The following is a 12,583-nucleotide window of genomic DNA, read 5'->3' on the forward strand; positions in this document are numbered from 1 at the left end:
CTTAGCTTAGTATTTAGGGTCAAGCTGGCGCGTCACGGCGGCCGGCTCGGGTGCCCGAACGGCCCTCAGCACCACCACCGTGACCGAGCACAGCACAGCCGGCACGGCGAAGACCAGGAAGTACACCGGGAAGGGCAGCGAGGCGGCGAGCAGGTACCCGCCGATGAGCGGCCCGAGCAGGCCGCCGAGCCGGCCGATGCCCAGTGCCCAGCCGAGCCCGGTCGCGCGGGCCTCCGGGCCGTAGGTCGCCATGACGAGCGTGTGGACCACGTTCTGGCCGCCGATGATGAACGCGCCGGCCAGCGCGTTGAGCAGGTACAGGGCGACCACGGACGTGGCGAACCCGAACAGCACCAGGCACACGCCGCCGGCGGCGAACGCGATGGCGAGCGCGGCGTACTGGTTCATGCGGTCGAGCACCCAGCCGAGCACGAACCCGCCGAGGGTGGCCGCCGCGGCCTGCTCGATCGCGTAGGAGTAGCTGCCGACCAGGCTCAGGCCGTGCTTCACGAGCAGCGACACCATCCAGAAGTCGAGCGCGTAGACCACGAACTGCAGGAAGAGGTACAGCAGCGAGATCGTGAGGGTGGAGTTGCGGTAGCGCGCCGTCCACAGGGTGCGCAGCTGGATCTGGCCGTCCTTGGTGCGCGGACCGGTGAAGAACTCGGCGGGGTCGGCGGCCTGCGCGGCCGGCCAGATCGCCGGGTAGACCTTCTTGACGGTGGCGAGGGCTTCGTCGTACCGGCTGCGCGTGGCGAGGAACTGCGGGGTTTCCGGGACGAACCAGGCGATCAGGGCCGCGACGATCAGCGCCGCGTAGGAGAGGTGGAACAGCGGCCGCCAGCCGAAGTTCGGCACCAGCAGCGTGGCCGCGACGGCGGCGAGCACGAAGCCGAACGTGAAGCAGCCGGCCGACACGGCGATCATGCGCCCGCGCCGGCGGACGGGCACGTATTCGCCGAGCATCGCGATCGTCGCGGGCAGCACGCCGCCCATGCCGATGGCGGCGCAGAACCGCAGGATCGCGAACTGGGTGTAGTCGCCGGCGAACCCGGCCGTGCCCATGAAGACGGCGAACACGGACACGCCCAGTACGAGCATGCGCTTTCGCCCGAAGCGGTCGCCGAGCGCGCCGAGCCCGACGGCGCCGATGAACAGGCCGACGAACGTGAACGAGGCGAGCAGTCCCGCCTGCACGGGGGAGATGTGCCACTCGGCGACGATCTTGGGCAGCGCGTAGGCCAGGGCCTGCAGGTCGTAGCCGTCGAAGATCACCGCGGCGCCGCCGATCGCGGCGATCGCGAGGACCCGGGACGTCAGTGGGGTCTCGGTGAGACAGTGGTCGAACGTGGCAGCGGGTCGCATCCGCGCTCCTCGGCCCGGGCGGCACCCAGCACGCGACACATCACGGTGTCGCCGGTGGGGGAACGGGTGCCGCGAGTGGACAGGATTTATTTAACTTTAGTACCTGACTTGACAGCCATAAATGATGCGGGAGACGATAGGTCGAGCCCGGCCGGGTGTCAACGCCGAACAGGGGAGCCGCCCGGATGATGCGGAACCGAGACGCACGGAACCCCGTTGCCGGCAAAGAAAACCGTACTGCGGTCCCGGTGTGGCGGAGCCGGTTTCGAGGCCCTTCGCACGTTTGTTAACGGCTCCGGTAACACGGAGTCCGTGAGTTTTTCCCGCTGACGAAAGAGGAACGGTGACGAGCGCGAACGAGTACCCCTACGGTGACCTCCGGGAGTACCTGGCCGAACTGGACCGCCGGGGGCTGCTGGTGCGGGTGACCCGGCCCGTCGACAAGGACACGGAGCTGGTTCCGTTGGTGCGCCTGCAGTTCCGCGGGCTGCCGGAGGCCGAGCGCAAGGCGTTCCTCTTCGAGAACGTGACGGACGGGTCGGGGCGCAGCTTCGAGGGCACCGTGGTGATGGGCGCCTTCGCTTCGTCGCGCGCGGTGTACACGACGGCGCTGGCCGCCAAGCCCGACGAGGTCGCCGGCCGCTGGGCGGCCGCGTTCGCCAACCCGATCGAACCCGTCGTGGTCGAGACGGGACCGTGCAAGGAGAACGTCCTCAGCGGACAGTCCCTCCTGGACTTCCGCGGCGTCGACGGCTTCCCGCACCCGATCTCCACGCCCGGCTTCGACCCGGCGCCGTTCCTCACCGCGCCGTACTGGATCACGAAGGACCCGGAAGACGGCACGTACAACGTCGGCATCTACCGCGGCATGGTCAAGGGGCCGGACCGCATCGGCCTGCAGATGGACACGCCCACGCAGCACATCGCGATCCACCTCGCCAAGGCCCGCCGCCTCGGCAAGAAGCTCGAAGCCGCGATCGTCCTCGGCGCGGTGCCCGCGGTCGGGTTCGCCGGTGCGCAGAAGATCCCGTTCGGCGTCAGCGAGTACGCCGTGGCCGGCGGGCTGATGGGCCGCCCGCTCGAGGTGGTGCGCTGCGAGACCGTGGACCTCGAGGTGCCCGCGCACGCCGAGATCGTGCTCGAAGGCGAGATCGACCCGGAGCACCTCGAACCGGAGGGCCCCTTCGGTGAGGCGAGCGGGTACATGGGGCCGCAGACGAGTTCGCCGGTGTTCCGCGTCCGCTGCATCACGCACCGCACGGCGCCGGTCGTGCAGGCGTTCATCAGCGAGTTCCCGCCGAGCGAGTCGACGCTGATGCGCAAGATCGCGTTCGAGAACGTGTACCTGCGGTTCCTCAAGCAGGCGTGCAACATCAACGCGGTGCAGCGCTTCGTCACGCACGAGAGCGGCACCTGCAACATGTTCTTCGTGATCCAGCTGAAGAACCCGACCCCCGGCCAGGCGCGCCAGGCGCTCTACGCGGCGTCCGGGTACGAGGCGTCGATGGGCAAGACGATCATCGCCGTGGACGACGACGTCGACCCCGAAGACCTCAACGCGGTCGCGTGGGCGATGAGCTTCCGCATGCAGCCCGCGCGCGACGTCACCATCCTGCCGGGCAAGCTGCCGCGGCTCGACCCGTCGGCGGCCGAGGACGGCAGCCTGTCCTCGGCGCTGCTGATCGACGCCACGCGCAAGCGGCCTTACCCGCCGACTTCCTTGCCCGCCAAGGAATTCATGGAACGCGCGCAGGACCTGTGGCAGGAGCTGGGGCTGCCGGAGCTCACGCTCGCCGAACCGTGGTTCGGGTACGAGCTGGGCGCCTGGTCCGACGCCGACCGCCAGGCGGCGGCCGACGCCGCACGGGGGCGCTACGCCGGTTCGTGACCGTCCACCGTGGTCCTGACGGACCGGGTGGACACAGTGGACACAGTGGACACGGTGGGCTCAGGCGGTGACGTCGTAGAGCTCCACCGTCCGCTCGTCCAGCAGCGGCACGATGCCGTCGAGGACGAGCCGCTTGAAGTGCTCCGTCTCGCGGTGCTCGGCGAACGCCTCCCGCGAGACGTAGCGCTCGAGCAGCACGAGCGAGCGCGGGTCGTCGAACGAGCGGTACACGTCGAACGACACGTTGCCCGGCTCCGTGCGCGCGGCCTTGGCGAGCTCGGGCACCAGCGCCCCGACCGCGTCCTCCTGGCCGGCGGACACGGTGTAGCGGGCGATCACCTGCAGCTGGGTCATGCTTCTCCTTCTCCTCGGGGTTCTTCTCGGGGTTCGGCGAACGTCGTGAGCTGGGTGAGGGCGCCGTGGAGGGTGGCGTCGCCGGTGGCGCGGGCGAGCAGCGAAGCGCTCTGGTCCGCGGCGAGCAGCACGCGCGCGAGGTGACCGGGATCCGCTCCGGGGGCCAGCTCGCCGCGGTCGCGCATCGCCTGGAAGCCACCGCGGAACAGCTCGGTCCACCGGTCGAAGCCGGCTCGCCCTTCGTCGTGCCCGTCGAGTTCCGACTTGGCGAGTTCGCCGCGAGCGCGCCGAACTCGCCGGGCCGGACGTGCTCGGCCCAGCTCCGCAGCCGGTCGAGGCTGTCCTGGCTGGGCCCGGCGGTGCGCCGCCAGCGCCGGGCCGGCCCGCCACGCCAGCGCGGCCCGCACCCACCCGGCCTTGTCCGGGAAGTAGTGCGTGAGCTGCGAACCGCTGACGCCGGCCCTGGCCCGCAGCTGCTCGTTGCTGGTGCCGTGCGCCCCGCGCTCGGCCACCAGCTCCGCCGCCGCTTCGACGATGCGCGCCCGTGTCGCCTGTCCCTTCGGGGTCAGCCTGGGCGCGTGCACGAGCGCGACTGTAGTCGAGGAGTGGGCCTGGCGGGCCCGGTCTTGTGGTCGCCCACTGTGAAAATAAAGTCGACTCCAAATTTGGAGCATGCCACAATGTCGGACGTGGCCGAGGGACTGAGGGAGCGCAAGAAGCGGCAGACGCTGCGCCGGATCTCCGACGTCGCCATCGGCCTGTTCGCCGAACGGGGCTTCGACGACGTGACGATCGCGGAGGTCGCCGAGGCCGCGGACGTCTCGGAGGGCACGGTCTACAACTACTTCCGCACCAAGGAGGACCTGGTGCTGCCGCCGCACGAGGCGTCGCCCCGGCGGCTGGCCGACGTGGTGGCCGGGCGGTCCGCCGGCCAGTCGGCGGCCCGCGCCGTGCTCGCCCACCTGCGGGCGGAGGTGCGCGGCCGGGAGCGGACCGTCGGGCTGACCCCGGGGTTCGGGCGCGTGCTGGCGATGATGCTCGCGACGCCGACGCTCGCCGCGCGGCTGGGTGACCTCGCCGGCCGGATGGTGGACGAGCTCGCCGAGCTGCTCGTGGCAGAGGCGGGCGCGGCGGCGGGGGACCGGCGGCCGCGGCTGGTCGCGAGCCAGCTCGGGTGGGTCCACTCGCTGGTGTTCGCCGAGATCGGCGCGCGGACGGTCGCGGGGGAGTCCGCGGACGACATCGCCGCCGCGGCCGAAGATCTGCTCGACGCCGTCGAAGACCTGCTCGGCGACCGCGTGCTGGAGTACGCCGTCCGGGCCGATTCCGGGGAGGACGAATGATGGAGCGCGTGCGGCTGACCCGCTACGTCTCGCCGTTTCGCGAGGGCGGGTCGCTGCCCGGCCTGATGGAGGCCGACGACCTCGGCAGCTACGTGGTCAAGTTCCGCGGGGCCGGGCAGGGTCCCAAGGTGCTCGTGGCCGAGGTGCTGTGCGCCGGGCTCGCCGGGGTCCTCGGGCTGCCCGTGCCGCGGCTCGTCGAGGCCGGCCTGGACGCGGCGTTCGGCCGGCTCGAGGCCGACCCCGAGATCCAGGACCTGCTGCGCGCGAGCACGGGACCGAACCTCGGCGTCGACTTCCTGCCGGGCGCGCTCGACTTCTCGGCGCGCGCGTTCCCGGTCGATCCGGTGTTCGCGAGCCGGGTGCTGTGGTTCGACGCGCTGACGAACAACGTCGACCGGTCCTGGCGCAACCCGAACCTGCTGTGGTGGCACCGGAAACCGGTGCTCATCGACCACGGTGCGGCGCTCACGTTCCACTACAACTGGGCGGGCGCCGGCGCGTTCGCGACGAGGCCGTACGCTGCCGATGACCACGTGCTGCTGGGTTTCGCCTCCGGTGTGGACACTGTGGACACCGCCGACGCCGCGCTGGCGCCGTTGCTGGACGAGGACGCATTGCGTACCGCGGCCGCCGCGGTGCCCGACGCCTGGCTGGAGCCGGAGGCGGGGTTCGGCAGCGCCCAGGACTTGCGGGAGGCGTACGTGACCCAGCTTTCGGCGCGGCTGCGCGCGCGGGACGCGTGGCTGGCGCCGTTGCGTGAAGCCGTTTCCGGGGTCCGCGCGTGAGCACCGTGTACGAGTACGCGGTGCTGCGCGTGGTCCCCCGGGCCGACCGCGAGGAGTCCCTCAACGGCGGCGTGCTCCTCTACTGCCGCGACCGGAAGTTCCTCGCCGCCGGCGTCGAGCTGGACGAACACCGCCTGCGCGCACTCGACCCCACCGCCGACGTCGAGACCGTGCTCGCGCTGCTGTCCGCCGTCGCCGACGGCTGCGCCACCGCCCCGGACCCCGGCCGCCACTTCCGCTGGCTCACCGCGCCCCGCAGCACGGTGGTCCGGCCGGGCCCCGTCCACACCGGCTTCGCCGACGATCCGGCCGTGGAGCTGGACCGGCTGCTGACACTGCTGGTGCGCCCGCTCGGCTGAACTCGCCGAAACCGGTTCGTGGTCACGAAACCCAGGCCTTCGTCCGCCGCCCGCTCGCCAGCCCCAGTGCCAGCAACGGGAACAGCCAATCCCCGTACAGCAGCAGGGCGATGGGCTCGGTGAGGACCCGAGCGCCGTCGAGGGGGATCGCGCCGATGACCACGGTGACCAGCACGACGAACAGCCGCAACCCCGCGCCCGCGATGATCAGCCGGCGGCCGAGCCGGAAGCGGCCGACGGTGAACACCGCCCCGGCGAAGCAGCAGACGGCGCACAGCACCTGGCTCACCAGGCCGCCGAGGGCGCTGAGGGACAGCGTCCCGTCCAGCGTCGGGCGGAACGTCGAGAGCAGGGCCCACGCGTCGAAGCCGCCCCAGCCTTCGGCGTCGAACCCGGCCGGTGACAGCGCCAGGAACAGCACCTCCCGGACCGCCGCCGCCAACCCGAACACGATCGCCAGCACCGCGCCGGCCGGCGGCCGCCGGAGCACCTCGACCTGCTGTTGTGTCACCACGTCCTCCTCGTTCCGCGTCCGCCGGAACCTAGGGCGACCCCCGGGGGACCGGTCCCGGTGGCGCGAGGAGGTAAGCTGGGTTTTCGAACACCTGTTCCCCTGGTCGGGGTGCAGGCCGGAACACGCTGTCTTCCCCGCGGCGCAACTCCACGCGAGCGAGGACGGTGCGGTGGACCAGCAGGACCGGCGAGGCGGCTTCAACAACCCGCTCATGCGGTGGGCTGAGCTGGAGCGGATCGCGGCGGGGCGCGCGCCCGTGCGCGGCGACGGCGGGGACTCGCCCGCGTGGTCGCGCAAGCGGGAGGGCTACCGGCCGCCCGAGCGGCTGCGGCCGCAGGCCGACATCGAGGCCGACGGACCGCGGGTGCCGTACGCGGAGCTGCACCTGCACTCGTACTTCTCGTTCCTCGACGGCGTCGCGTCGCCCGAGGGGCTGGTGGAGGAGGCCGTGCGGCTGGGGCTCGACGCGCTCGTGCTCACCGACCGCGACGGCATGTACGGCGCGGTCCGCTTCGCCGAAGCGGCGCGGGAGATCGGCGTCCGCACGGGGTACGGCGCGGAGCTGTCGCTCGGCCTGCCCGCGCCGCAGGGCGGCGTGCCCGATCCGGCCGGCACGCACCTGCAGGTCATCGCGCGGGACATCGACGGGTACCGGCGCCTGTGCTCGGTCATCTCGCGCGGACAGCTGGCGGGGGAGAAGGGCCGTCCGGTGCTCGCGCTCGACGACGTCGCCGAAGAGCTACGCGGCCACGTCCTCGTGCTCAGCGGCTGCCGCAAAGCCGCCGTCCGCAGCGCGCTCGCCCGCGGCGACGACGCCGGCGCGGCGGCCGCGCTGAAGACGCTGGCCGACCGGTTCGGCCGGGACCACGTGGCCGTCGAGCTGCTGGAGCAGGGCCTGCCGCTAGACGACTTCCACAACGACCGTCTCGCCGAGCTCGCCCGCGAGTTGAAGCTGCCGACCGTCGCGACCAACAACGTCCACTACGCGCGTCCCGAGCAGGCGCGCCACGCGGCCGCCGTGGCGGCGATCCGGGCGCGGCGCTCCGTCGACGACCTGGAGGGCTGGCTGCCGGCCGACGGCACGGCGTTCCTGCGCAGCGGCGCCGAACAGGCCGGCCGCTTCGCGCGCTACCCGGGCGCGGTGCAGCGGGCGGCGCTGCTGGGTGTGGAGTGCGCGTTCGACCTCGCGCTCGTCGCGCCGGAGCTGCCGCCGTTCGACGTGCCCGCCGCGTTCGCCGACGAGGACGACTACCTGCGCCACCTCACGTTCGAGGGCGCCGCGCGGCGGTACGGCGGCCGCGCGGACAACCCGAAGGCCTACGCGCAGCTCGACCACGAGCTCGACGTGATCCGCCGGCTCGGGTTCCCCGGCTACTTCCTGGTGGTGTGGGACATCGTGCGGTTCTGCCGCCAGGAGCACATCCTCGCGCAGGGCCGCGGCTCGGCCGCCAACTCCGCCGTCTGCTTCGCGCTGCAGATCAGCCACGCCGATCCGGTGAAGTGGAACCTGCTGTTCGAACGCTTCCTCGCCCCCGAGCGCGACGGGCCGCCGGACATCGACGTCGACATCGAGTCCGACCGGCGCGAGGAGGTGATCCAGTACGTCTACGAGAAGCACGGCCGGTTCCACGCCGCGCAGGTCGCGAACGTGATCACCTACCGCTCGCGCTCGGCGATCCGCGACGCGGCGAAGGCGCTCGGCTACTCGCAGGGGCAGCAGGACGCGTTCGGCAAGCAGGTGGACCGCTGGTCGTCCGTCGCGACCGGCTCGGCGCCGGCGGAGCGGGAAGCCCACGACATCCCCGAAGACGTGCTGGAGTGCGCCGCCTGGCTCGAGGACACGCCTCGCCACCTCGGGGTGCACTCGGGCGGCATGGTGATCGCGAAGACGCCCGTGAGCGAGATCGTGCCCGTCGAGTGGGCGACGGCCGCCGACCGGTCGGTGCTGCAGTGGGACAAGGACGACTGCGCCGCGATCGGCCTGACGAAGTTCGACCTGCTCGGGCTGGGCATGCTTTCGGCGCTGCACTACACGATCGACCTCGTCGCCGAGCACCACGACGTCCACATCGGACTCCACGACCTCGATCTCGCGGATCCTTCGGTGTACGACATGCTCTGCGAAGCCGACGCCGTGGGCGTGTTCCAAGTGGAGTCCCGCGCGCAGCTCGGCACGCTGCCCCGCCTGCGGCCGCGGAAGTTCTACGACCTCGTGGTGGAGGTCGCGCTCATCCGGCCCGGCCCCATCCAGGGCGGTTCCGTGCACCCGTACATCCGGCGCCGCCGCGGGGAGGAGAAGTGGGCGCACGCGCACCCGCTGCTGGCGTCCGCTTTGGAGCGAACGCTCGGCGTGCCCCTGTTCCAGGAGCAGGTGATGCAGATGGCGCGTGACGTCGCCTCGTTCACCGCCGCCGAAGCCGACCAGCTGCGGCGAGCCATGGGGGCCAAGAGGTCCAGCGCCAAGATGCGCCGGCTGGCGGGGCGGTTCTTCGAGGGCGCCGCGGCCAACGGCGTGCCGCCCGAGCTGGCGGCCCGGATCTTCGAACAGATCCACGCCTTCTCCGGTTACGGGTTCCCCGAGGCGCACTCGATGTCGTTCGCGCTGCTGGTGTACGCGTCGGCGTGGTTCAAGCGCTACTACCCGGGCGCGTTCTGCGCCGGGCTGCTGCGCGCGCAGCCGATGGGGTTCTACAGTCCTCAGTCGCTGGTCGCCGACGCCCGCCACCACGGTGTCGTGACCCGCTCACCGGACCTGAACCGGTCGTTGCCGCACGCGACGCTCGAGTCCTGTCCGGACAGCACCGGCGGCGTCGCGATCCGCCTCGGGCTGGCCGGGATCCGGTCCGTCGGCCAGGACGTCGCCGAGCGCATCGTCGCGGAACGAGACGCGGGCGGCCCGTTCGCGTCGATCGGCGAGCTGACCGAACGCGTGCAGCTCGCCCGCCCGGTCGTCGAATCCCTCGCCACCGCGGGGGTGTTCGGCTCGGTCGACCGCCGTTCGGCGCTGTGGGCGGCCGGCCCCGCGTCGAGCATCCGGGCCGAGCACCTGCCCGGCCTGGCGCTCGGCCACCACGCCCCGGCCCTGCCGGGCATGACGGCGTTCGAACTGGCGACCGCGGACCTGTGGGCCACGGGCATCACCCCGGACCGCCACCCGGTCTCCTTCCTGCGCGGGCACCTCGACACCCTCGGCGCCGTCCCGGCCGGCGAGCTGCTCGCGGTGCCGGACGGTACGCGCGTCCACGTCGGCGGCGCCGTCACGCACAAACAACGGCCCGCCACGGCCGGCGGGATCACGTTCCTGAACCTGGAAGACGAAACGGGCATGGCGAACGTCATCGTGTCCGTCGGCGTGTGGCGCCGCAGCCGGCGCGTGCTGCAGAACCACAGCGCGGTCGTGGTGCGCGGGATCGCGCAGGTCGGTGAGGGCACGGTGTCCATCGTGGCCGATCGGATCGAGCCGCTGGACCTCAAGAACCTGGCCCTGAAGTCACGGGACTTCCGGTGACGAACTGGGCCGGGCTCTTCCGGGCCGGTGGTGACCCGGAAGAGCCCGGCGCCGCACTAGGCCCGGTAGCGGAAGAGGATCCGGCCGCGGTCGAGGTCGTACGGGCTCAGCTCGAGCAGGACCCGGTCGAACGGCATGATCTTGATGTAGTTGCGCCGGATCTTCCCGCTGATGTGGGCGAGCACCAGGTGCCCGTTGGCCAGTTCCACGCGGAAGGTCGCGTCGCGCAGGCACTCCACGACGGTGCCTTCCACTTCTATCCCCGTCTTGGCCATCAGGGCAGCACCAGTTCCAGGTTGCTGCCCACGCGTCGCGCACCGAATCCTTCGAACAACGCCAGCGCGGCGGTGTTCGATTCGTTCAGCTCGGCCGACGCCGTTGCGATGCCCCGGTCGTGCAGCGAACCCAACGCGTGGCCGAGCAACGCGCGCCCGACACCGCGGCGCTGCTCGTCGGCGCGGACCGCGATCAGGCCGATCCGCGGCAGGCGCTGCACCTGCGTCACGCGGATCAGCCCGACGTAGCGGCCGGACTTCGCCGCCACCGCGTACTTCGACGGGTCCACCACACCCGGGCCCAGCAGTTCGGCGGGCATTTCCCGCCAGCCGATCCTCGCCTCGACCTCCTCTCGGATCGCGCGGTCCAGTTCGGACAATGGTTCTTCTTCGGGGGAAATCACCGGCACGTCGGACGGCTCCGCCGGGCCGGTGGGGATCAGGCAGTCCCATTCCCGCCGGCGGACCGAGAAGCCGGCCGCACGCCAGTGGGCGGTCACGTGGGTCTCACGTTCGTCGACCACTGTGTACAGCGGTTTCGGCAATTCCGGCAGCATCGCTTCGGCCAGGCGGCCGAACGCGTCGTCGCGCCAGACGTCGATGCTCAGGAACGGTCTTCCATCAGGCCGCACGAAAACTTCTCCGCGGCCGATCACCCGGTCGTCGTCCAGCGCGTGCCAGCAGCCGCGCGACACCCGGGTCACACACAAAGAATCCAAGGTAGTCACCCTTCGGGATGTGTTCACCGAAGGCGCTCCCGGGCGGACCCCTAGCCGCCCGACCGTGACGACGAGGGGAGCACCCACATCGAAACAGCGTTCATGGGTCCTCACCTCCTGGGCTCGATGCCACGGTCGACGAGCAGGTTACCGGCGCCCCGTCACCGCGTCCACCGGATTTCCGGCGGACCGGGCGTGCCCTGGTGGACGGCGGCGTGGACGCGGTCCCGGAGCGCGTTGGCTTCGCGGTCGGTGAGGGTCCGGTCGAGGCGGCGCAGGACGACCTTGACGAGCACGTTCTTCTGGTTCGGCCGCGCGCCGAGCCGGGCGCGGGCCTGGGGCGGCAGGTCGGCGACCGGGGTCTGGGCCAGGATTTCGACGGTCTCGACGCAGTCGGCGTCCGGGCCCAGCGCTTCGCGGACGCGGTCGCCGAGGTCCTCGGCGCGGTCGCTGCCGTCGACGGCGACGGAGAGGTCGCGGCGGATCGCCGGCATCGCCGAGACGGGGCGGTAGGGCGCCAGGTCGGCGAGCTGGGCGGCGACGGACGGGTCGGGCGAACGCAGGACCCGGATGTCCGGGATGTCCTTGAGCCGCATCAGCATCCGGTCGAGTCCGAGGCCGAGCGCGAGGCCGCTCCACTCGCCGCCCAGGCCCGCGCGGCTCAGCACCCGCGGGTGCGCCAGCCCGCACTCCGCGACCTCGAGCCACCCGCCGTCGCGGGCGACGTCGACCTGGCGGCCCTCGAGCGTGTAGGGGTGGACGCGGTGTTCGTGCCGGTACTCCACACCCGGCAGCAGGGCTCCGGCGAGGACTTCGACCAGTTCGTCCAGGTCGGTGGTGGTCATCCGCGCGCGGCGGGTGACGCGCCACAGGTCGAGCTGGTGGGGCGTGCCGGTGTGCAGCCGGTCGATGCTGTCGCGGCGGTGGACAATGCCGGGGCAGACGAGGAGCACGTCGTCGGCCGGGTCGGCGGCGAGCGCGCGGAGTGCGGCGGGGACCAGGGCGGAGGTGTGGCTGCGCAGCATCCGGCGGTCGTCGACGTACCGGGTGTAGCGGCTGTCGCGCGTGACGTCGCCGGGGCCGTAGCCCAGGTTGTCGTAGTTGTCCTCGACGGTGACGATCCGCTCGCCGCGCCACCACCGGACTTCACACCCCCACCGCTCCGCCACCGCCCCGACGGCACGGTCGACGACGAGCTGCAGGGCGTGCGGACCCGCGGCGGGATCGGTGAGGTCGCGAAGGGACAGAGCACGGGCGAGCTGGGGTGCGGAAAGGTGCACGGGCATGACGGGCCTCCTGGCTTCGGGGTGTGAGGGGTTCCTGACACCCCCTGGCCCCTGGGCCTGCCCGCCGGCGCGGCTCAGTCCGTCAGACGCGACTCAGCCCGGCCCCTGCGGCGCCCTTCGGGAGCCAGGGGGCCGGTAAATCGGCGAGCGATCACTGCGACGGCCACGTCACCAGCGTAACCGGCGC

Annotated in this window: 12 protein-coding genes; 5 read left to right on the plus strand and 7 right to left on the minus strand. The window is 72.0% G+C overall.

Annotated elements, in window-relative coordinates; genetic code table 11:
- Nucleotides 1-6 precede the first annotated feature (6 nt).
- Nucleotides 7-1,365, minus strand: coding sequence for an MFS transporter (locus ACIA77_RS38585; RefSeq protein ID WP_395891064.1), 1,359 nt, complete (start codon nt 1,363-1,365; stop codon nt 7-9).
- 343 nt (nt 1,366-1,708) lie between these two features.
- Here ACIA77_RS38585 and ACIA77_RS38590 point away from each other — a divergent pair, with 343 nt between their 5' ends.
- On the plus strand, nt 1,709-3,253 hold the full coding sequence (locus tag ACIA77_RS38590) for a UbiD family decarboxylase (RefSeq protein WP_395891065.1): 1,545 nt from the start codon (nt 1,709-1,711) through the stop codon (nt 3,251-3,253).
- Between the two features lie 60 nt (nt 3,254-3,313).
- Here the strand turns inward: ACIA77_RS38590 and ACIA77_RS38595 are convergent, their stop codons facing one another.
- Both ACIA77_RS38595 and ACIA77_RS38600 read right to left on the minus strand, forming a co-directional pair.
- A complete protein-coding gene (locus tag ACIA77_RS38595) occupies nt 3,314-3,607 on the minus strand; it encodes a putative quinol monooxygenase (RefSeq protein ID WP_395891066.1) in 294 nt (97 codons plus the stop codon).
- Nucleotides 3,604-4,191, minus strand: coding sequence for a TetR/AcrR family transcriptional regulator (locus ACIA77_RS38600; protein WP_395891067.1), 588 nt, complete (start codon nt 4,189-4,191; stop codon nt 3,604-3,606). Before ACIA77_RS38600 ends, ACIA77_RS38595 begins: the two co-directional genes overlap by 4 nt.
- Before the next feature lie 105 nt (nt 4,192-4,296).
- Here ACIA77_RS38600 and ACIA77_RS38605 point away from each other — a divergent pair, with 105 nt between their 5' ends.
- The 3 genes from ACIA77_RS38605 to ACIA77_RS38615 are packed head-to-tail and all read left to right on the plus strand — an operon-like array spanning nt 4,297 to nt 6,094.
- Nucleotides 4,297-4,950 (plus strand): TetR/AcrR family transcriptional regulator, encoded by a 654-nt coding sequence (locus tag ACIA77_RS38605; protein ID WP_395891069.1) that lies wholly within the window; start codon nt 4,297-4,299, stop codon nt 4,948-4,950.
- A complete protein-coding gene (locus tag ACIA77_RS38610; RefSeq protein WP_395891070.1) occupies nt 4,947-5,735 on the plus strand; it encodes a HipA family kinase in 789 nt (262 codons plus the stop codon). Before ACIA77_RS38605 ends, ACIA77_RS38610 begins: the two co-directional genes overlap by 4 nt.
- Nucleotides 5,732-6,094: a DUF3037 domain-containing protein gene (locus ACIA77_RS38615; RefSeq protein ID WP_395891071.1), complete on the plus strand. Its 363-nt coding sequence runs from the start codon at nt 5,732-5,734 to the stop codon at nt 6,092-6,094. Before ACIA77_RS38610 ends, ACIA77_RS38615 begins: the two co-directional genes overlap by 4 nt.
- A 22-nt stretch (nt 6,095-6,116) precedes the next feature.
- Here the strand turns inward: ACIA77_RS38615 and ACIA77_RS38620 are convergent, their stop codons facing one another.
- Nucleotides 6,117-6,605 (minus strand): hypothetical protein, encoded by a 489-nt coding sequence (locus tag ACIA77_RS38620; protein WP_395891072.1) that lies wholly within the window; start codon nt 6,603-6,605, stop codon nt 6,117-6,119.
- A 214-nt stretch (nt 6,606-6,819) separates the two neighbouring features.
- Here ACIA77_RS38620 and ACIA77_RS38625 point away from each other — a divergent pair, with 214 nt between their 5' ends.
- Entirely contained in the window at nt 6,820-10,116 is a 3,297-nt protein-coding gene (locus tag ACIA77_RS38625; protein WP_395891109.1) for an error-prone DNA polymerase, read from the plus strand.
- 56 nt (nt 10,117-10,172) lie between these two features.
- Here the strand turns inward: ACIA77_RS38625 and infA are convergent, their stop codons facing one another.
- The 3 genes from infA to ACIA77_RS38640 all read right to left on the minus strand — a co-directional run bounded on the left by infA (nt 10,173) and on the right by ACIA77_RS38640 (nt 12,396).
- Nucleotides 10,173-10,391: a translation initiation factor IF-1 gene (gene infA / locus ACIA77_RS38630; RefSeq protein WP_395891073.1), complete on the minus strand. Its 219-nt coding sequence runs from the start codon at nt 10,389-10,391 to the stop codon at nt 10,173-10,175.
- On the minus strand, nt 10,391-11,095 hold the full coding sequence (locus ACIA77_RS38635) for a GNAT family N-acetyltransferase (RefSeq protein WP_395891074.1): 705 nt from the start codon (nt 11,093-11,095) through the stop codon (nt 10,391-10,393). Before ACIA77_RS38635 ends, infA begins: the two co-directional genes overlap by 1 nt.
- 176 nt (nt 11,096-11,271) lie before the next feature.
- Nucleotides 11,272-12,396, minus strand: coding sequence for a hypothetical protein (locus tag ACIA77_RS38640; protein ID WP_395891075.1), 1,125 nt, complete (start codon nt 12,394-12,396; stop codon nt 11,272-11,274).
- Between the last annotated feature and the right edge of the window lie 187 nt (nt 12,397-12,583).

Source organism: Amycolatopsis sp. NPDC051903 (assembly GCF_044452505.1).
In the GTDB taxonomy this organism is placed as follows: domain Bacteria; phylum Actinomycetota; class Actinomycetes; order Mycobacteriales; family Pseudonocardiaceae; genus Amycolatopsis.

Excerpts from the sequence above, each read along its gene's own strand:
- infA (WP_395891073.1), bottom strand. The coding sequence starts at position 10,391 with ATGGCCAAGACGGGGATAGAAGTGGAAGGCACCGTCGTGGAGTGCCTG.
- ACIA77_RS38610 (WP_395891070.1), top strand. The coding sequence starts at position 4,947 with ATGATGGAGCGCGTGCGGCTGACCCGCTACGTCTCGCCGTTTCGCGAG.
- ACIA77_RS38595 (WP_395891066.1), bottom strand. The coding sequence starts at position 3,607 with ATGACCCAGCTGCAGGTGATCGCCCGCTACACCGTGTCCGCCGGCCAG.
- ACIA77_RS38585 (WP_395891064.1), bottom strand. The coding sequence starts at position 1,365 with ATGCGACCCGCTGCCACGTTCGACCACTGTCTCACCGAGACCCCACTG.
- ACIA77_RS38640 (WP_395891075.1), bottom strand. The coding sequence starts at position 12,396 with ATGCCCGTGCACCTTTCCGCACCCCAGCTCGCCCGTGCTCTGTCCCTT.
- ACIA77_RS38625 (WP_395891109.1), top strand. The coding sequence starts at position 6,820 with ATGCGGTGGGCTGAGCTGGAGCGGATCGCGGCGGGGCGCGCGCCCGTG.